This is a genomic window from Brevundimonas sp. UBA5713, assembly GCF_002419815.1.
Taxonomy (GTDB): Bacteria; Pseudomonadota; Alphaproteobacteria; order Caulobacterales; family Caulobacteraceae; genus Brevundimonas.
On sequence record NZ_DIGV01000040.1, the window covers coordinates 1 to 17,678 of the forward strand.

At 62.6% G+C, this 17,678-nt stretch carries 20 protein-coding genes and 1 tRNA gene; 6 read left to right on the forward strand and 15 right to left on the reverse strand.

Translation table 11 applies throughout. From position 1 onward, the window contains the following. Positions 1-820: DUF2793 domain-containing protein (locus tag B3B04_RS09540; RefSeq protein WP_292042286.1), on the reverse strand; the 820-nt coding region annotated here is incomplete at its 3' end. Between the two features lie 180 nt (positions 821-1,000). Between B3B04_RS09540 and B3B04_RS09545 the strand changes: the two genes are divergently transcribed. Then, the gene (locus B3B04_RS09545) at positions 1,001-1,960 is read left to right on the forward strand and encodes an endonuclease/exonuclease/phosphatase family protein (RefSeq protein ID WP_292042288.1); all 960 of its coding nucleotides are present in this window, start codon (positions 1,001-1,003) and stop codon (positions 1,958-1,960) included. Here the strand turns inward: B3B04_RS09545 and B3B04_RS09550 are convergent. From B3B04_RS09550 to B3B04_RS09575, 6 genes are all read right to left on the reverse strand, one after another. After that, complete coding sequence (locus B3B04_RS09550; RefSeq protein WP_292042290.1) at positions 1,944-3,155, reverse strand: CCA tRNA nucleotidyltransferase; 1,212 nt, start codon at positions 3,153-3,155, stop codon at positions 1,944-1,946. The two genes, B3B04_RS09545 and B3B04_RS09550, sit on opposite strands and share 17 nt — an antisense overlap. Next, the gene (locus B3B04_RS09555) at positions 3,152-3,784 is read right to left on the reverse strand and encodes a CoA pyrophosphatase (RefSeq protein WP_292042293.1); all 633 of its coding nucleotides are present in this window, start codon (positions 3,782-3,784) and stop codon (positions 3,152-3,154) included. Before B3B04_RS09555 ends, B3B04_RS09550 begins: the two co-directional genes overlap by 4 nt. Further along, positions 3,781-4,347 (reverse strand): DUF1285 domain-containing protein, encoded by a 567-nt coding sequence (locus B3B04_RS09560; RefSeq protein WP_292042328.1) that lies wholly within the window; start codon positions 4,345-4,347, stop codon positions 3,781-3,783. Before B3B04_RS09560 ends, B3B04_RS09555 begins: the two co-directional genes overlap by 4 nt. A 48-nt stretch (positions 4,348-4,395) precedes the next feature. Beyond that, positions 4,396-4,920 (reverse strand): GNAT family N-acetyltransferase, encoded by a 525-nt coding sequence (locus tag B3B04_RS09565; RefSeq protein WP_292042296.1) that lies wholly within the window; start codon positions 4,918-4,920, stop codon positions 4,396-4,398. 118 nt (positions 4,921-5,038) lie between these two features. Further along, positions 5,039-5,800 carry an enoyl-CoA hydratase gene (locus B3B04_RS09570; protein WP_292042298.1) on the reverse strand — a complete coding sequence of 254 codons (762 nt, stop codon included), beginning with the start codon at positions 5,798-5,800 and terminating at the stop codon, positions 5,039-5,041. After that, on the reverse strand, positions 5,797-6,870 hold the full coding sequence (locus B3B04_RS09575; protein ID WP_292042300.1) for an MBL fold metallo-hydrolase: 1,074 nt from the start codon (positions 6,868-6,870) through the stop codon (positions 5,797-5,799). Before B3B04_RS09575 ends, B3B04_RS09570 begins: the two co-directional genes overlap by 4 nt. Positions 6,871-7,020: 150 nt before the next feature. Between B3B04_RS09575 and B3B04_RS09580 the strand changes: the two genes are divergently transcribed. The 4 genes from B3B04_RS09580 to B3B04_RS09595 all read left to right on the forward strand — a co-directional run bounded on the left by B3B04_RS09580 (position 7,021) and on the right by B3B04_RS09595 (position 10,416). Continuing rightward, positions 7,021-7,968, forward strand: a complete 948-nt coding sequence (locus B3B04_RS09580; protein WP_292042303.1) for a hypothetical protein — start codon at positions 7,021-7,023, stop codon at positions 7,966-7,968. A gap of 103 nt (positions 7,969-8,071) precedes the next feature. Next, positions 8,072-8,857: an exodeoxyribonuclease III gene (gene xth / locus B3B04_RS09585; RefSeq protein WP_292042305.1), complete on the forward strand. Its 786-nt coding sequence runs from the start codon at positions 8,072-8,074 to the stop codon at positions 8,855-8,857. A gap of 3 nt (positions 8,858-8,860) precedes the next feature. Beyond that, entirely contained in the window at positions 8,861-9,424 is a 564-nt protein-coding gene (locus tag B3B04_RS09590) for a hypothetical protein (protein ID WP_292042307.1), read from the forward strand. Between the two features lie 71 nt (positions 9,425-9,495). Next, positions 9,496-10,416 carry a cobalamin biosynthesis protein CbiG gene (locus tag B3B04_RS09595; RefSeq protein WP_292042309.1) on the forward strand — a complete coding sequence of 307 codons (921 nt, stop codon included), beginning with the start codon at positions 9,496-9,498 and terminating at the stop codon, positions 10,414-10,416. Positions 10,417-10,459: 43 nt separating this feature from the next. On the opposite strand, the gene B3B04_RS09600 is transcribed toward B3B04_RS09595, so the two are convergent. The 3 genes from B3B04_RS09600 to B3B04_RS09610 form a co-directional block, all read right to left on the reverse strand. Then, complete coding sequence (locus B3B04_RS09600; protein ID WP_292042310.1) at positions 10,460-10,963, reverse strand: pyridoxamine 5'-phosphate oxidase family protein; 504 nt, start codon at positions 10,961-10,963, stop codon at positions 10,460-10,462. Positions 10,964-11,103: 140 nt separating this feature from the next. Then, positions 11,104-12,024: an enoyl-CoA hydratase-related protein gene (locus B3B04_RS09605; RefSeq protein ID WP_292042311.1), complete on the reverse strand. Its 921-nt coding sequence runs from the start codon at positions 12,022-12,024 to the stop codon at positions 11,104-11,106. A gap of 34 nt (positions 12,025-12,058) precedes the next feature. Beyond that, positions 12,059-12,523, reverse strand: coding sequence for a hypothetical protein (locus B3B04_RS09610; RefSeq protein ID WP_292042314.1), 465 nt, complete (start codon positions 12,521-12,523; stop codon positions 12,059-12,061). 111 nt (positions 12,524-12,634) lie between these two features. Between B3B04_RS09610 and B3B04_RS09615 the strand changes: the two genes are divergently transcribed. Continuing rightward, positions 12,635-14,470 (forward strand): patatin-like phospholipase family protein, encoded by a 1,836-nt coding sequence (locus B3B04_RS09615; protein WP_292042316.1) that lies wholly within the window; start codon positions 12,635-12,637, stop codon positions 14,468-14,470. A gap of 89 nt (positions 14,471-14,559) precedes the next feature. On the opposite strand, the gene B3B04_RS09620 is transcribed toward B3B04_RS09615, so the two are convergent. From B3B04_RS09620 to B3B04_RS09640, 5 genes are all read right to left on the reverse strand, one after another. Further along, positions 14,560-14,636: transfer RNA gene (locus B3B04_RS09620), tRNA-His, on the reverse strand. Between the two features lie 91 nt (positions 14,637-14,727). Next, entirely contained in the window at positions 14,728-15,501 is a 774-nt protein-coding gene (locus B3B04_RS09625; protein ID WP_292042318.1) for a M48 family metallopeptidase, read from the reverse strand. Positions 15,502-15,638: 137 nt separating this feature from the next. Beyond that, entirely contained in the window at positions 15,639-16,358 is a 720-nt protein-coding gene (locus B3B04_RS09630; protein ID WP_292042320.1) for an energy transducer TonB, read from the reverse strand. 18 nt (positions 16,359-16,376) lie between these two features. Next, positions 16,377-16,805 carry an ExbD/TolR family protein gene (locus B3B04_RS09635; protein WP_292042323.1) on the reverse strand — a complete coding sequence of 143 codons (429 nt, stop codon included), beginning with the start codon at positions 16,803-16,805 and terminating at the stop codon, positions 16,377-16,379. 5 nt (positions 16,806-16,810) lie between these two features. Beyond that, a partial coding sequence (locus tag B3B04_RS09640; protein ID WP_292042325.1) for a MotA/TolQ/ExbB proton channel family protein occupies positions 16,811-17,678 on the reverse strand: 868 nt, incomplete at its 5' end.

Genomic DNA, 17,678 nt, shown 5'->3' on the forward strand with positions numbered 1-17,678 from the left:
CACCGCCGCCACGACGCACGCCAGAGGTGCCCACCTCGCCTGCGCCGCCGCCGCCGCCCGCGCCGATGCAGATGCCTTCGATCCAGCGCGCCCATTCCGGAATGGTCAGCGTGCCACTGGTGGTTATGACCGAGACCTCGCGCCGTGTGGCCCCTTTGGGAAACCAAAGACGGCCATTGCTGCGATCCACGCGCAGTGCCTCATGCCACTGGCTGCCATTGCCGCTGACCTTCAGACGCAGGTCGTCATCGCCGGTCAGGCCTAGCTCGGCGCGGCCCTGCCAGTTCGACTGGAACAGCATGGATGCCGTGTGGCCCGCCGCCTGTTTGTTGAAGGTGAAGCGCATGTCGCCATCACCGCCGTCACCGGTCGGAAGGGCGGCCCACAGAGCCTTGTTTACGCGCGCACTGAAGGGGTTGTTGGCATCCGGCGATGTGCCGATGCCAAGGCCGCTGACACTCAGCGCACCCAGCCAGTCCCCCAGCGCCGCCCATGCCGATCCGCTCCACACCACCGAGTGCTGCTCATCGACGATTACGGCCATCTGGCCCACGACGGGAGCCACCGCGCGCCAGCCGCCAATGTCCGCCACCACTAACTGGCCAGCTACAAAACCAGACCAGCTCCCCGCAGGCGTAGCGGCGACGATGAACAACTGACCTTCTTCCGCCATGGCAGGCGGCGTGTTTAGGCTGCGACTCTGGATGGCGGTCTGCACCAGGGCGTCCAGCCGCGTCAGCGCCTCATTGACGGTGACATGTTTCTGCAGCTGTCCGGCCCTGACATAGGGCAGGCCTAGCCGCGCGCTTTGATCGCTCATTGGCGGTCTCCATTTGATGTGGAGACCAGCATTGGCGCAGGTCGGATCACGGCGAGCCGTTTTGCCCGACGCCATCGCAATGCTTGGTTTTTAAAGGGATTGCGCCCGTCAGATAGGCCAGATCAGATTTTTAGAACGGCGCGGCTTGGGCCCCATCTCCGCTTGGGCTAAGTGCGAGCCATGAGCTCAGCGGCCAAAATTCTGCACCGTCTCGTCGATGCCTGTGGCTTCTTGCTGGGGCTCAGCCCACTGGTGGTGGCGGCCAGTGCCCTGCTGCAAATCAATCATCGTGTACCCGAACTGTTGCTACAGTTCTCAGCACCGTTGCTGGTGGCCACGGCCTTGGCCACCGCCCTGGCAGCCATCCTGCGTTTAAAGGCCACAATGGTTGCGGGTCTCATCAGCACAGTTCTGCTGGCCTTCGCCGTGGCTCCACAATGGTTTCCAGAGGGGCCAAAGCCTGCCGAAAATAGCCCCGAGCTTCGCGTTTACTGGTCCAATGTGTGGGCCCGAAACCATGATCTGGAGGCTATCTCTGCCTCCGTCAAAGCAGCCAGTCCCGACATTGTCCTGATGGCCGAGGTGTCTCCGGCTGTGAACGACAACCTCGACACGATCCTGCCGGAACACCTGTACCGGGTGGTATCCGTGGTGGGTAATCGCAATGTCGCGCCGGCTCGCGTGCTGATTGCCAGCCGCTGGCCAATCCGGCCGCATGAAGAAAATACGCAAGACCGGCTGACCGCAATCAGTGCCTTGGCCCAGACCCCCTTGGGAGAGGTGGGCCTTATGTCGGCCCACCTGACACGGCCATGGCCCTATCGCACCCACGGGGCGCAGATGACGCAGGCCCGCGATATGGCTCGTTTAAGACCACTGCTCGGACAGCGAGCCATCATCGCCGGTGACTTTAACTCGGTGTCCAACAGCTATCTGGGGCGTTACGTCGCCAAAGACATGGGCGTTAGGCCCGCTCCGGCCTTTCCCGGAACGTGGCCGTCAAACGTGCCCTCACCGCTGGGCATCACCATTGATCAGGTCTGGCATTCGCCCGAACTGGCCGTGAAATCGCGTGAACTGGGTAAGGCCAATGGATCAGACCACCGTCCGGTGATCGTGCGCTTTACGGCTGCCCGATAACGGCGCGGATCGCTTTATCCAGACGTTCGTCATGGCCATGGTCGGGAAAGTCCTCGGCCATCCATGAAGCCTGAAACGCCTTCAGGATCAAACCCGTCTGTGGTCCGGGGCGGATATTGCGCTTGGCCAGATCGCGCCCCGATACCGGCAGGGCGGGCGGCGTCCAATGCTGCGCCATCTGGACCAGCCCTGACATGCGCGAGGCATCCGCCCCCGCCGCCTGCGCCCGCAGCGCACGATCAGTAAAGGTCTGCACGCCCAGTTCCCAGATCAGGCCGCGCGCCTCGACATCTTTGATCGTCGGCTCCAGTGGCACAGCGGCGGCCACCAGACGGTCACGCTGGGCATTGGATAGACGCAGGCGTTTGGCCACCTCGCCTACCACCACGCCATCCAGAGGCAGCAGAGACGACAGCCGCATCAAGGCGTCGGGCGTCAGAGCCACCATGGCATCGAACAATGCCAAATCGGCCTCGGGCACCAAGACCTTCAGCACGCCCGCCTGCGCCATGGCATGAACCGAGGCGCGCGGGTCCTTGGCCGCCAGCAGTTTCAGCAGTTCCTTGGACACCCGCTCGGCAGACAGGGTAGCCACGCCCTCGGCCAGCTTGGCGCAGGCCGCACTGCCCTCGGCATCCGGCTCGCCGCGCCCGTACCACGCCTGAAAGCGATAGAAACGCAGGATGCGCAGATAGTCTTCGCGGATGCGCTGTTCCGGCTCGCCGACAAAAACGATACGTCCGGCCAAAGCGTCTTCGACGCCCCGCCCTGTGGGATCGTGGATGGTGCCATCGCCGCTGGCATAGAGCGCATTCAGGCAAAAGTCGCGGCGCGCGGCGTCCTCGGCCCAGTCGGTGGTAAAGGCCACCACGGCATGGCGACCGTCCGTTTCAACATCCCGTCGCAAGGTGGTGATTTCAAACGGTTGTTTGCCGACAATGGCCGTGACCGTGCCGTGCTCGATACCCGTCGGCACACTGCGGATGCCGGCAACCTTTAGCGCCTTCACAACGCGCTGCGGCGTTAGCTGGGTGGCGATGTCGATATCATCGACGGGCGCGTTCAGCAGGGCGTTTCGCACACAGCCGCCTACAAAGCGCGCACAGTCATGCCCGCCCTCGGCCTCCAGTGCGGCTAGCACCGACTTTGATCGTTCAGAGACCAGCCACGGCTGGTCCGCAAGGTTGGGCGTCACGCCACCTTATCCTCATACAGTCGCGCGCAAAGCTGGCGGACGATACCCGCCGTTACACCCCAGATATAACGCTCGCGATAAGGCATGGCCCAGAACCAGCGCCGCGGCTCGCCCTCGCGGTCATAGTATTCCTGACGGTGATTGACCGGATTCATCAGGAAGCTCCACGGGGCTTCAAAAATCTCGGCCACCTCGGCGGGCGACGGCGTCAACGTCGGCTCGCCTTTCAGCCAGCCGACCACCGGCGTCACCAAAAATCCTGTGCCCGTCTCATAGGCATCACCGACGCCCAGCACCTCGACCAGTGATGGATCAAGGCCGATTTCTTCGTTGGCCTCGCGCAGGGCGGCATCCACCGCCGTCTCGCCCGGATCCAGCCGTCCGCCCGGAAAGGCGATCTGTCCGGTGTGGCTGGCCAGACTGTCCGACCGGCGCGTCATCAGCACGCTCGGCCCTTCGGGGCGGTCCATCAAGGCGACCAGAACCGCCGCTGGTCTCAAGCGACGCTGCGGGCGCTCGGTGCCATCATTCAAATCAAAGTCGGAATGCACAGCAACCTGATCGGCTCGCCAGTCGCCCGGCGCGATCAACCGGCCCGTCAGGCGGTTGCGCAGATCATCCCCTATCATACACCGGCTCCCTTGGGGCCTAGCGCAAACACCTGCCCGCCCGAACGCAGGCTCAGCGTGTCGTCGATCACTTCGGCCCGCTCAACCAGATCATAGAAGATGGCCCGCTCAATACGCGCCCACAGATCGCCGCGCACATGGATGCGGGGCGAAGGCTCCTGCGTGGCCGGATCAGTGTCGACGACCAGCGCATGCTCGCCTCCGGCCAAGGCCTCGTCGCCCTGATCCGTGGTGAAGACCAGTCCGTCGTCTGTGGCCCGCACAGCAATGGCGCGGAACGGCAGGTCCTCGACCTTGATCTTCAGCTTCTCCACCGGCGTAACCAGATGGTAGCCGTCGGGGTCCTTGCGCAGGATGGTCGAAAACAGGCGCACCATCTCGGGCCGACCGATAGGCGAGCCTTCATGCATCCACACGCCGTCGGCGCGGATCAGGATGTCGATGTCGCCGCAATGTTCGGGATGCCACAGATGCACTGGGGGCAGCCCACGACCGGGGGCCTGTTTGGCCGCCTGTGCCACTTGATCCAGTCCGTGGGTGGGTTTGTCGCGCGACGTGTCCATCACAGGAATATGGGACGCATTGCCGCGCATTTGAAGCCGCAAACGGCCTTAGGCGACAGGAACCACCGCGCCTTCGGGCGAAACCCCGGTGAACGGCAGCCACATCACGCGGCGCGGATTGACCGGCCCCGGAAAGACGGACTTGGGCGCAGGCTGGAAACCGAAGCGCTCGAAATAGGGGGGATCGCCAATCAGCAGGATACCGTCCAGCCCCTGCGCCCTCGCCTCTTCGATGCAGCGGCGCACCAGATGGCCGCCCAGCCCTGCCGAGCGATTGGTCTTGGCCACTGCAATCGGGCCCAGAAACGCGCCCTTGGCCTGACCGGACATCACCGACCACAGGCGTACCGATCCCAGCAGCATGTCGTCTTCGTAAACCGTAAACCCTGCCGTCAGTCGCGACTGCTCGCGGATTCGCTCTGCGGTCTTGGCGAACCGGCCCGGCCCAAAGGCCGCCATGACCAAAGCGTCCACCGCACCTTTGTCCTCATCCTGCTCGCGCAGAATGGCTACCGACACCGGGTCAGGGTCGGGATCGGGCGTATCGGGTACTGGGGCGGCCACGGGTTTCATTTGCGGCGCACTAGGGCCAAGCGACACTCGAATCAATCTCGATTTTCGTGACAAAGGCCACGGAATGCTCCGTGGCCTTCGCTAGCTGTGGGAAATGTCACGCTTTTGGCGTTTCGCCTCAGAATTTGGGCGCACGCTTCTCCATAAAGGCGGTGAAGGCTTCCATGGCCTCGGGGCTGCGCATTTGGCTGCCGAAGACTTCGCCTTCTCGCTTCATCAGCTCCCACAGCTGGGCGCTGTCGCGCATCAGGGCCTTGGTCCGGCGCAGAGAGTTCGGCGCGCGAGTCGCCAGACGGCGGGCAATGTCCCACGCCACTTCGTCCACCACGATGGACGGCACGGCGCGGTTCACCAGACCCCATTCCTGTGCCGTTCCGCCATCGATCGGCTCGCCCAGCGCAAACATTTCAAAGGCGCGCGGATAGCCGATGATGCCCGGCAGCAGCAGGGTCGATGCAGCTTCGGGGGCCAGCGCCAGATTGATGAACGGGGCCGAAAGCAGGGCGTCCTTGGCCGCCACCACCATGTCACAGTGCAGCAGCATGGTCAGACCCACACCGACCGCACGACCGCGCACAGCGGCCACCATCGGCTTGTCCATATCGGCCAGTGCCTTCAGGAACTGGAACACATCGCTACCGACCAGCTTGCCCTCGCCCTGCGAGATGCTGATGAAGTCGGCAATGTCGTTGCCCGACGAGAAATCCTTGCCCTCGGCGGTGATCAAAACCACGCGCACCTTGTCGTCGTCGCGCGCGTTCAGAATGGCCTTGGTCAGTTCCAGATACATGGTCTGGGTGATGGCATTCTTCTTGTCGGCGCGGTTCAACGCCACGTTCAGTACACCGTCTTCAAATACGGTCTTGATCAGATCAGTCACTGGACGTCCTCCACAACGGTCCACCATTCCACGCCATCAGCATCACGGTCTCGCCGTGCGCGCCCCCGACGTTCCAGATAATTCAGATGAGCCAGCGATTCAGCTGTGGCCATCCCCAACAGGTCGGGCCCAATCTGCCGTGCAAACAGGGCTCCGAAAACATCAATCGCGCGGCAGGGTTGTCGCAGGCTGCGTTCCAACCGCTTTAGCCCCACCTCATGACCACGGATCAGGGCTTCCAGTCGCTCGATCACACCATAGAACGGCTCACCGTGCGACGGCAGGACCAACAGTTTCGGGTCCAGCCGCGCCTTCAGATCCTCGAGTGACTCCAGCCAGTCCCCCAGCGGGTCTTCCATCGGCTCCATCGACCAGACGCCGATATTGGACGAAATCCGCGGCAAAATCTGATCGCCCGACAGGAAGACATTGTCGTCCTTGCGCCGCAGGCAAACATGCTCGGGGCTGTGGCCGGAGCCCACGATGACAGTCCATTCGCGCCCGCCAATATCCAAGACGTCGCCCTCGGACAGTCGGCTGTACTGGCGCGGAATGGGGGCTATCTGTTTCGCAAAGCCGCCAAAGCGGGATTTCCAGCGCTCGATGTCGGCATCGGCCCAGCCCTGACGACGATAATGGGCTTCGGCTTCCGCATAGGGCCCCATGGCGTCATCGGCCACCATCATGCGCGCGCTGGTATATTCCAGCTGCGACATCATCAGCGGGGCACCAAATCTCTGGCACATCCAACCGGCCGCGCCCAGATGGTCAGGATGCAGGTGGGTCACAACCACCGCAGTGACCGGCCGTCCCCCCAGCGCGCCCTCGAACAACTGCTCCCACGCGGCATGTGTCGTATCGACATTCAGTCCGCAGTCGACGATCACCCAGCCCTCACCATCGGCGACCGCATAGACATTGATGTGGTCCAGCGCCATCGGCAGGCTGTGGCGTATCCAGAGCACGCCCTCGGCCACTTCCACCGCCTGTCCTGCCAAGGGCAAGGCTGGCTGCGGATAGGTCAGGCCCCGCTCTGTGCGGGCCAGCGATGTATTCCCGCCATCGGCCAAGGTGCGTCTCCAAACAAAACTGAGTGGAGACTTGTCAGAATTCCGCCCTATCGTCCACCCATCCTAGGGATTGGAGACCGTCAAGCCTTGACCAGATGCCGATGTAACGCCAAGGCTGCGTCCGAAAGTTTGAGGCGAGGAGCTTTAGCCGTGACCACCCATTCCAAATCGCGCGCCCTGTGCGTCGCTGCCAGCCTGGCAATCCTGACCATCGCGCCGTCGTCGGTCTTTGCGATGCCTGCCATGTCGTCTGCTCCGGCTATGGCTCAAGAAAGCGATACCCAAGTCACTGAAGGCTCCTCGCGCGCCAACCGTAGCCGTCGCCAGCGTCAGCCTGCTGCTCCGGCCGCACCGACGCCCGAACAGGTTATGGCCGAGGCCCAGACCTTCCTGACCGCCAACAACGTTGCCTGCCAGATCACGGAAGCCGCCCTGAAGGGCCAAACTGCCGAAGGCCACAAGCTGTACGAAGTCGCCTGCGCCAATGATCTGGGCTATCTGGCCCTGACCTCGGCCGAGCCGATGATCCTGAACTGCCTCGAGATCTCGGAAACCCAGCGCCGTACGCTGGCTGCCGATCCGGCCGCTCAAGTGGGTCCGAAGTGCGAACTGCCGGCCAATGACAACTTCATGCCGGTCCTGAACAGCTATGCTCAGGCGGCTGGCATCGCCTGCTCGGTCGATCAAGCCACCATCATCGGCAAGCGTGCAGGCTCTGACGTCTACGAAATCGGCTGCGCCGGTTCGGACGGCTATCAGATCACCAAGGAAAACGGCGCATGGTCCAAGACCTCGTGCCTGGAACTGGCCTCGGCAAACGTCACCTGCAACTACACCACCAAGGAAGAGCAGCTTGCCGACCTGACCAAGTGGTTCGCCGGTTCGGACGCGGCTGCCTGCAACATCACCAACGCCCGCTATATGGGCGGCAACGCCAACGGTACCTTCTATGAAGCCGCCTGCAATGGCTCGGACGGTCTGATCGCCCGCCTGAACACCGAGAAGCAAGTGCAGCAAGTCTATCCTTGCGCCGAAGCGGCTCAGATTGGCGGCGGCTGCAAGCTGACCGAGGGCGCTCCGCAAGGCACCAACGGCTAAACTTCAGGTCCAAGACGACGAATAGCGCCGTCGGGGGACCTCCCCGGCGGCGTTTTCTTTTTGCCTCTTTCGGATGCGGCCCTGAGGGCCTAAGCAGACAACCATGCGTATCGCCACCTGGAACGTGAACTCGGTCAATGCCCGCCTGCCAACCGTCTTGGCATGGCTGGAATCCGCACAGCCCGATGTCGCCTGTTTTCAGGAAATCAAATGCATCGACGAGAAATTCCCTCGCGAGGCGTTCGAGAGCCTTGGCTACAATGTCGAGACCCACGGCCAGAAGAGCTACAATGGCGTCGCTCTGCTGTCGAAATATCCGGTGTCAGACGTGGTGCGCGGCATGCCGGGTGACGAGAGCGACGAACAGGCCCGCTATATCGAGGCTCTGATCGAGGCTCCCCGCCCTATCCGCGTGGCCTCCATCTACCTGCCGAACGGCAATCCGATCGCGACCGAGAAATTCCCGTACAAGCTGAACTGGTTCCAGCGTCTGCATGACCGCGCCCGCGATCTGCTGACCTATGAAGAGCCTTTGGCCCTGTGCGGCGACTACAACTGCATCATGACGGCAGACGACGCCGCCAAGCCGGAAGAATGGGTCAATGATGCCCTGTTCCAGCCGGAAACCCGCGCAGCCATGCGCGGGCTGAAGTGGCTGGGTTTCTCGGATGCCCATGAACTGGGCAAGGAGCCTAAAGGCACCTACACCTTCTGGGATTATCAGGCCGGTGCCTGGCAGCGGAACAATGGTATCCGCATCGATTACGCCCTACTGTCCCCGCAAGCAGCAGACCGGTTCCGGGGTATTGAAACCCACCGCGACGCTCGCGATATGGAAAAGCCCAGCGATCACGTTCCAGTGGTCGTGGAGATTGATCTGGAGGGGTAAGTCATGGGGGACACGTTCGGGGTTATCCTTGCCGTTGCCCTGATCGCCGCCTTCGCGACCACCGCCTTCTTCTTCCTGACGTGGTGGATGGAATCCGAGCGACGGCTGCGCCGGGCGATGAAGAACGCCCTGTCGGGTGCACCCGACATGCTGGCCATCGCCCCGTCCGAGGGCAAGGCTGCGGGTCTGGATCTGGCCAATGAACAGCTGGCGGTTTTGTGGAACCGCGGGGCTATTGGCCTTGTCTTCGCCTTCGACGAGATCGAGGGCGGCGAGATCATCGTCGATGGCCATGTCGTCACCCGTGTGCGCCGCTTCTATGGCCGCAAGGAACTGGATGTTCTGGTCGATGATGCCGAAACAGTGATCCTGCGCCTGCTGTTCAACAGCCCGGAATGTCCGGAGTTCGAGATCAGCCTGTGGCGCGCCCACTGGTCGGCGGATATCGCGCCACAACTGGGTCATGGCCCCGCCGCTTCAGGTCCGCGTACCACCGGATCGGCTGGCGAGGGCCTGAGACTGGGACGCCGTTGGCTGGCCCATATTGAGGCCCTGACCCAAGGCTGACCCTTCCCGCCTCCCTCTACGGAGGCTAGAACTTCACCACGCTCTTCAACCAAGACTATATGGAGCCCGCTGTGGCCCGTCTGTTTGACGCCTATATTATTGCGAACTGGACTGCTGCCGAAGGTAAGAAAACCGGCGAGCAGACCCTGTGGATCGGCGTTGCCAAGCGCGACGTCCGTTTCCGCCTGTACACCGAGACCCACAATGTCGCGACCCGCGCCGAGGGCGAGAAGCTGCTGGAAGAGCTGCTGGCCGAGCATCGCAAACGCGGTGATCAGGTCCTGCTGGGCTTTGACTTCGACTTCGGCTTCCCCGCCGGCACTGCCGCGCGCCTGAATCTGGAAGGCCGCCCGTGGGATGCCATGGGCAAGTTCCTGACGTCCAACATCGTGGACAAGGCCGACAACACCAATAACCGCTATCAGGTCGCGGCCAAGATGAACCGCCTGATGACGGACCAGCCGTGGCCGTTCTGGGGCGCACCGGCGTCTCAGGCCCAGCGCTGGCTGACCACGACCAAGCCGCCGGAAGGTGCCAGCGCCGACATCCCGGAGTTCCGCGCCACCGAAGTGGCCGCCCGCAAGAACAAGCTGCCGCCCAAGAGCGTGTGGCAAATGCATGGTGCCGGTGCTGTTGGCGGCCTGACGCTGGTGGGCGTACCCATGCTGCGCCGCCTGCTGACCAAGCTGGACACATCGGCCGCCATCTGGCCGTTCGGTACCGGCTGGCGCGAGATCACCGAGGGCGATCTGGCAGGCCTCAGCACCGTTATTGTAGAGGTATGGCCTGACATGTTCCCTGCTACGCGCCAGACGAATGCCGAGGGCGTGAAGGAATATAAGACGCAGGCTCAGGTGCGCGCCGCCGCCGAGGCGTTTGCCATCATGGACGACGAAGGCACCCTGCAAAAAGCCTTTGCCCCGCCTGCCGACGCCTCTGCCGATCTGGTCAAACAGGTCGAGAGCGAAGAAGGCTGGATTCTCGGCGTCTGACACCAAAAAAAGGGGGCCAAATGGCCCCCTTTCCTGTGTCCGGTTATAGACGCACGTCCACCGCGCCTCCGGAATCGGGCGTGTCGCCTGTCATGTTGGCCTTGATGATCTGGAAGGCGAAGCTCAGCAGGCCGCCGTCAGAGACCCAGATACGGCCATCGGCTCCATCAAAGCGCAGCAGCGCCAGATGCGGATCTTCCTTACCTTCCGGATACCAGGCCGCGACGACCGGATTCCAGTGGCGGTCGATGATCTCCTGATTGCGCGGCGCGACCGACAACAGGCCCTTCAGGCTTGCCCAGACTTTCTGGTCCTTGGAGCCATAATCAAAGCGGGCGTCTGCACCGGCGCTACCGACCTGTTGGGCCAGTTCCACGTCGTCGCGGGTGAAGAACCAGATGGAGCTGCTGCCTTCATCCTGAAATGCCGTCATCGGCTGGCTAGCCTCGCCGGCCCTATCCAGACCCAGCAGGCCTGTGTTGCTGGACTTAAGAGCTTTCCAGAAAGCGTCCTGGGCGTCTTGTTCGGTGATCTGATTGTCAGCCATCGTCTACTCCCGTTTTGGTTACACCAAACCAACGGGCGGGCTGCCTCGACGTTCCGAACAGTCGCTGGCCGACCTTTGGAACGACAAAGGCCACGCCCTCAAAGGACGTGGCCTCGTTCAACCCTCGTTGAAGGTCGTGGTTATTCAGCCCAGCTGGGCGCGCGCTTGTCGAGGAAGGCGCGCACGCCCTCCTGCCCTTCCGGCGAGACGCGGGCGCGGGCAATGCGCTTGGCCGTATCTTCCAGAAGGCGGCTGTCGATATCCTTGCCTGCCACATCGTTGACCAGACGCTTGGCATCGCCCATGGCACCGGGCGCATTGGCGGTCAGACTGTCGGTCATCATGCTGATGAACTCGTCCAGATGTTCGGACGGTACCACCAGATCAACCAGACCGGCGTGCGCGGCATAGTCGGCGTCAAAGATATTGGCCGTCAGGAACAACTGGCGCGCGCGGCGTGCGCCAATAGCCTCGATTACATACGGGGCGATGGTCGCAGGGATCAGGCCCAGCTTGACCTCCGAGAAGGCAAAGCGTGCGCCCTCTACCGCCACGGCCATATCGCAGGCCGCTACCAGACCGGCGCCGCCGCCCATGGCTGCGCCTTCCACCAGTGCCACCGTCAGGGCCGGAACCTCGTGCAGGGCCTTCAGCATACGGGCCAGACCCATCGCGTCTTCGCGGTTCTCGCTTTCCGACCAGTCGGCGGCGTCGCGCATCCAGTTCAGGTCCGCCCCCGCACAGAAGGTGCCGCCTGCCCCACGGATGAAGACCACACGCACATGGTCGGCCCCGTGTAGGGTCTCGAACGCCTCATACAGGCCCGCGATCACCTCGGCGTTGAAGGCGTTTTTCTTTTGCGGGCGGTTGATGGTGATGAACACCACGCCCGACGGCAGGCTGTCGATCTTCACCAGATCGGTATCAGCATCTGGGGCCGCATCGGCCACCAGCGGATTGGCGATACGGTTGATCTCGGCAGCTTCGGCATCGGTGATGTCGAGCGCGTTCAGATCGTCTTCGTTGGGCAGGTCGTTTGACGGATCGTGGGGGCCGGTCATTGAATCAGGTCCGTTGTGGTCTGGATTGCCCCCATTAGACCGGATCACAGCGCAAGGCGCGAATGGTTTTGTCGTCTGTTGCTATCCGCACCGAAATCCCCGCGACAGGGGACAGATGCATGGTCTGGTTGATCACGCGGTCGCCCTCGGCAGAGTTCTCGACCAGCTCGACGCGAATACCCAGCTCATCAACGGTCTCGACCGAGCGCAGGGTGGCCGTGCTTTCATAGCCCTTGATCTGGGTGTCAGTAATAACAAAGCGCGTGCCGGCATCGGCATCGCGACAGCCGTTTTCGTTATAGTCCCAGTTTCCGCGGAATGCTTCGGGGAACACCGCCGGCCGGGCAACAACCTCGGACTCTGTTTCGAGGGCAGCCTTGGCCTCGGCTTCTGCCACGATAGTGGCCTGAGCGGGCCCGTCGTCTTCAGAAGAATTACAGGCCGCGAGCGCCGTTATAGCGACCATCATCATCGACGCCCGCACACTCAACCGTTTCATTCCACCGCATCCATAACAATGTAATGTTTAGATAAGTCATTGCCCCGCATTGTGGTTGCGCGTCAAACGCCATTATCCTCAAGGCTCAGGGAACAAGGGGATATCCGTACCGTGACTTCGTCCAGCTCCATGTTCGGCGACAGTCTCGACGCCGATCTGGCGCGCATCCTGCTGGATACCCAGGACGGACGGGCCAGCTGGTTTGCCCTGACCGAAGGTGACCGCCTGTTCTCGGCGGGTGACGCAGCAGACACGCTCTATGTTCTTCGCTCGGGACGTCTCGGCGTCTTTGTCCCACACGAGGGCCGCCCTGCCGAGTTTGTCGGCGTGGTCCGTCCCGGTGCCCCCGTCGGTGAAATGGCTTTGCTGGGCGAGACTGTCCATAGCGCCCATGTGGTCGCCCTTCGGGACAGCGAGGTTATCGCTCTGCCGCGCGAGGCGCTCTTCGATCTGGTCGCGGCGCACCCCCACATTATGACCGAGATCGCGCGGTCCATAGTTCAGCGCACCCGCCAAAAAGGGCGCAATGACGATCCTACGGTGTTTGGCTATATCGCCGCGCGGGACAAGCCGATCCGGCCTTTCGTGGAAAGCATAAAGGCCGCCGTCGAGGCCGACGGTTATCGCGTCGAACTGATTGATCGCGAGGCCCTGTCCTTTCCGCCAGAGCACTATCGGCGCATCGAGGACAACAACGACTTCGTCATCTATCTGGCCGAAGCCGGTGATCCGGTCTGGGCGACACGATGTGCGCGTCAGGTTGACCGCCTGTTTATCGTCGGCGACCCAGATATCGCCCCCCCGCCCCTGCCCGCTCAACGCGCAGGTGACACCGAGTATGTCCACCAGCTGACAGACCTTATTCTGCTGCGGCGTGGCTCCCAGACGGCCCGCGCCAGCCGCTGGCTCGAGGCCATGCAGCCAGGTCGCTGGTTCCATTGCCATGAGGACGAACCCGCTGACGCACAGCGTATGGCACGCCTGATCACCAACTCTGCCGTCGGGCTGGTGCTGTCAGGCGGTGGGGCGCGCGCCTATGCCCATATCGGCGTCCTGCGGGCGTTGCGGGCCGCCAAGGTCCCTCTGGATTTCTTTGGCGGGTCCTCCATGGGGGCGCTGATTGCAGCGGGGCCTGCCTTGGGCTGGGACCAATCAGAGCTGGAATCGCGCATTTATGAGGCGTTTGTCGCCAGCGATCCGCTGTCGGACATCGCCTTCCCCCTCATAGCCATGACGCGGGCCGGAAAGCTGTCGCAGTTGATGCGCACCCATTTCGGTGATGTCGCGATCGAGGACATGGCGCGACCCTTCTTCGCCGTGTCGGCCAATCTGACCACAGGCCGCGTCGAAGTGCACCGCCAAGGCCGCCTGACGCAGGCCCTGAGGGCATCCGTGGCCATCCCCGGTGTCATTCCACCACTGGTGCGCGATGGACAGGTGTTGGTAGACGGCGCGGTGCTGCGCAACTTCCCCAGTGACGTGATGCGCCAGATCAATCGCGGCCCCATGATTGGCAGCGATGTCTCCCAGACGCGCGGGGTGAATGCGGAACAGTTGGAGAATCCACCGTCATGGTGGCGCTGGATAATGTCGGGCGCATGGAAACAAGGCCCGCCGATCGTATCGATCCTGATGCGCGCGGCGACCTTGTCCACCAGTGCCGAACTGGCCGAGGCCCGCGCCGAAACCGACGTGCTGATCATGCCGCGTCCCGAAGGAATCGATATCCGCGAATGGAAGGCCTATGAGCCGGGCATTCGTGCGGGCGAGATGGCCGCGCAGGACGCTCTGGCCCAGTTAGACGGGCCTATCGAAGCCATGCGCCGCCCTGCGCCAAAGCCGGAAATCATCAAGCCGGAGACCGAAGTCGAAGCGCCGCCGGCCCGTACCGGACTGGCGCGTCTGCTCCCCCAGCGCCGGCCTCCAGAGCCCAAGCCCGCCAGCTGAAACCGGGCCCCAAAACGCAAAAGGGCCGGACGTTGGATTTCTCCGCCGTCCGGCCCCTTTATTCGCGTCACCGCCCGAAAGCGGTGGAATGGTACAGCCTCTCAGGATTGAACTGAGGACCTCCGGCTCCACAAACCGGCGCTCTAACCAGCTGAGCTAAGGCTGCACATCGGTGCGAGGCCGTCTCTCTACATAGCCTCAGCGTTTGATTCAAGCGGACTTTTCATCAAACGCATCATATTTCTGCGTTCTTTTCGTTATGACAGGCCACGCTCGGAGATATAGGCCCGAAGCGCTGCAATACGGGTCTGATCTGACGGGTGGGTCGAGGTAAATTCCGGCGTGCGCCCCGCATTCTGGGCCGCCATTGATTCCCACAGGGTAATGGATTCGCTGGCGCGATAGCCTGCTCGCACCATGTAATCGACGCCCAGGCGATCCGCCTCAAGCTCGTGACGGCGCGAGAAGGGCAGCAAGACGCCCAGCTGCGCCCCGAGACCGCCAAAGGCCTGCACCGCCTGAGCATAGTCCCCTGCTCCGCTCTGGGCCGCACCGAGAATCAAAGAGGCGGCGGTCGAGGTGCTGGTGCGCTCGGCCGCGTGACGGGCCACCACGTGGCCGATTTCGTGACCGATCACGGCGGCAAGCTGGTCGTCGTTCCGCGCGATTCGTAGCAGGCTGGTGGTCACGCCAATGTGGCCCGACGGCAGAACGAAGGCGTTTGGCGCATCCGCCTCGAACACAGCGTAGGTCCAGGTGCGATCCTGCAAACCGGCTGCCGCCACCAAACGGTCGCCCACAGTACGCACACGCGTGTTCATGGCCCGGTCATTAGAGACTTTTTGCGTGCGAAGGGTTTCCTGCCACGCGGCCTGAGATGATTGCAGAAGGGCGCTATCGTCCATCAGAACGAACTGGTTACGTCCAAGGCTCTCATTGTAGGCACAGGCAGCCAGCGCCGCCGAGGCCACAAGAACCGTCATTCCAATACCTGCCCGACGCAAGCGGCTCTTGGCCTGTCTGATGCTCATGTCTCTCTCCGCATTCGATTCTGCCATTTAACGTACCTTAGCCGATGAGGCTCCACGACAGGTTCAAAACAAAGAAAAAGCGCCCCGGTCGAAACCGGAGCGCTCTAACTTTTTCGCTGTTCGAACAGCCTCGAGGATTAGTCGAGGTTGAACGGAACACGCACGGTGAACTTGGCGTTCACGGCAGCACCATCGACGGTACGCGGCGAAAGCTGGCCACGTGCCACGATACGCTGGGCGGCAGCACCGAAGCCCATGCCAGACGGGCTTTCTTCGACCGTACGGCATCCTTCCGGACGGCCGTTCGGGGTCACGGTGCACTCCACCACGGCGTAGCCACCGACACCACGGTCGAGGGCGCGCTGCGGGAAGTCACGTTCCGTCGGGCGCGGCGGACGAGCCCATTGCGGGTTCGTGATCACCGTTTGCTTCGGCGGAGCCGGCGGAGCCGGCGGCGGCGGCGGCGATGGGGTGATTACCGGAGGACCTTCGTATTCACGACGGTCATCTTTCTTCACAGGCTCGACGTTCACCGTGACGGGCGGCGGGTTCGCATCGGTAATAACCGGTTCACGAACTTGCAGCTTCGGCGGCGGAGGCTGGTCGGTCGGCGGCGGAGGCGGAGGCGGAGGCGGCGGAGGTGGCGGAGGTGCCATCTCGATCAGCTCCACTTCAACGGCCTCATCGACGTATTCGAACGGCTGGATCTCGAACTTCGACTTGTACAGGTACAGACCTGCCAGGCCGTGAACGATTACCGAGGCCGCGATACCGACGATGGCACCAGTCGACAGCTTCTTCTTCTTACGCGGCGCGTCCAGCAGCGGGTTTCGTTGGTGAGTAGGTTCAGCTGACATGCTTAAAGCCTAGCCCCCTTACGATTCTTCGCCGACGAGGGCGACGCTGTAGAAACCGTTGTCCTGCAGGGCGTTCATGACCTGCATGAAGTCACCATAGCGGGTTTGCTGGTCACCACGGATGAAGATCCGTTCCTGATCCGGCGTACGGTTGCCAATTTGACCCTTGAGATCTTCACCGATGGTGGCGATCGAGGTCTTGAAGTCGCCGACGTAGACATCGCCATCGTCTTGGACGGAGATGAAGATCGGCTTCGGCGGATTCGGCGCCGGCGGAGCGACGGCACGAGGAAGTTTCACCGGCACCGACACGGTGGCGAGCGGAGCCGCCACCATGAAGATGATGAGAAGAACGAGCATAATATCAACGAAAGGCGTGATATTAATTTCTGCGTTCGCCTCGACGGTGTACTTGCCGCCGCCGGAACCGGAAAGTTTGGCGGCCATAAGTCTTACGCTCCCTTGTCGAGCTGACGCGAGATCGAGTTCATCAGTTCGGCGTGGAAGCCGTCAGCGCGGGTGCCGTAAGCAGCAATCTTCGTCGAGAAGTAGTTGTAGAAGATAACGGCCGGGATAGCGGCGAAGAGGCCGATACCGGTAGCCAGCAGTGCTTCAGCGATACCCGGAGCCACAACGGCCAGGTTGGTGGTGTTCGATTCGGCGATACCGATGAACGAATTCATGATGCCGTAAACGGTACCGAACAGACCGATGAACGGACCCGACGAACCGACCGAGGCCAGGAACTGTTGGCCACCCGACAGACGACCAGCAACAGTCGACTGAACAGCCGAAACGGCAGTTTCAGTACGAGCGACGGTCGAACCGCGGTGGGTACCTGCGATGTCCAGGCCAGCTTGACGCGACACTTCCAGTTCTTCGGTAGCGGCGGCGGTCATGTCGGCCAGCGGGTTGCCTTCGAAGTCTTCCGAGACGGCGATACGACGCATGTCAGCGACGGTACGAGCACCGCGGAAAGCTTCCAGGAAGCGGTTGGTCGACTTGTTCAGCGAACCGAACTCAACCAGTTTGATCAGCAGCAGCGTCCAGGTGAAGATCGAGGCCAGAACCAGGCCAAGCATCACCACCTTCACGACCGGGTGAGCGATCATGAACATGCCGATCGGGGTCAGCTTACCGTGGCCACCGCCAACGGATTCGTTCAGCGACGCCGGATCTTCGGCGGTCGCGGCGGCTTCAGCGCCTTCAGCGGCCGGTGCGGCTGCATCGGCGGCCGGAGCGGCAGCGGCTTCGGCGGGCCGGGGGGCCCGGGCGGGTTTCCTCGCCCGAGGCGGCGGAACATCCCTAAGGAAGGCAGCG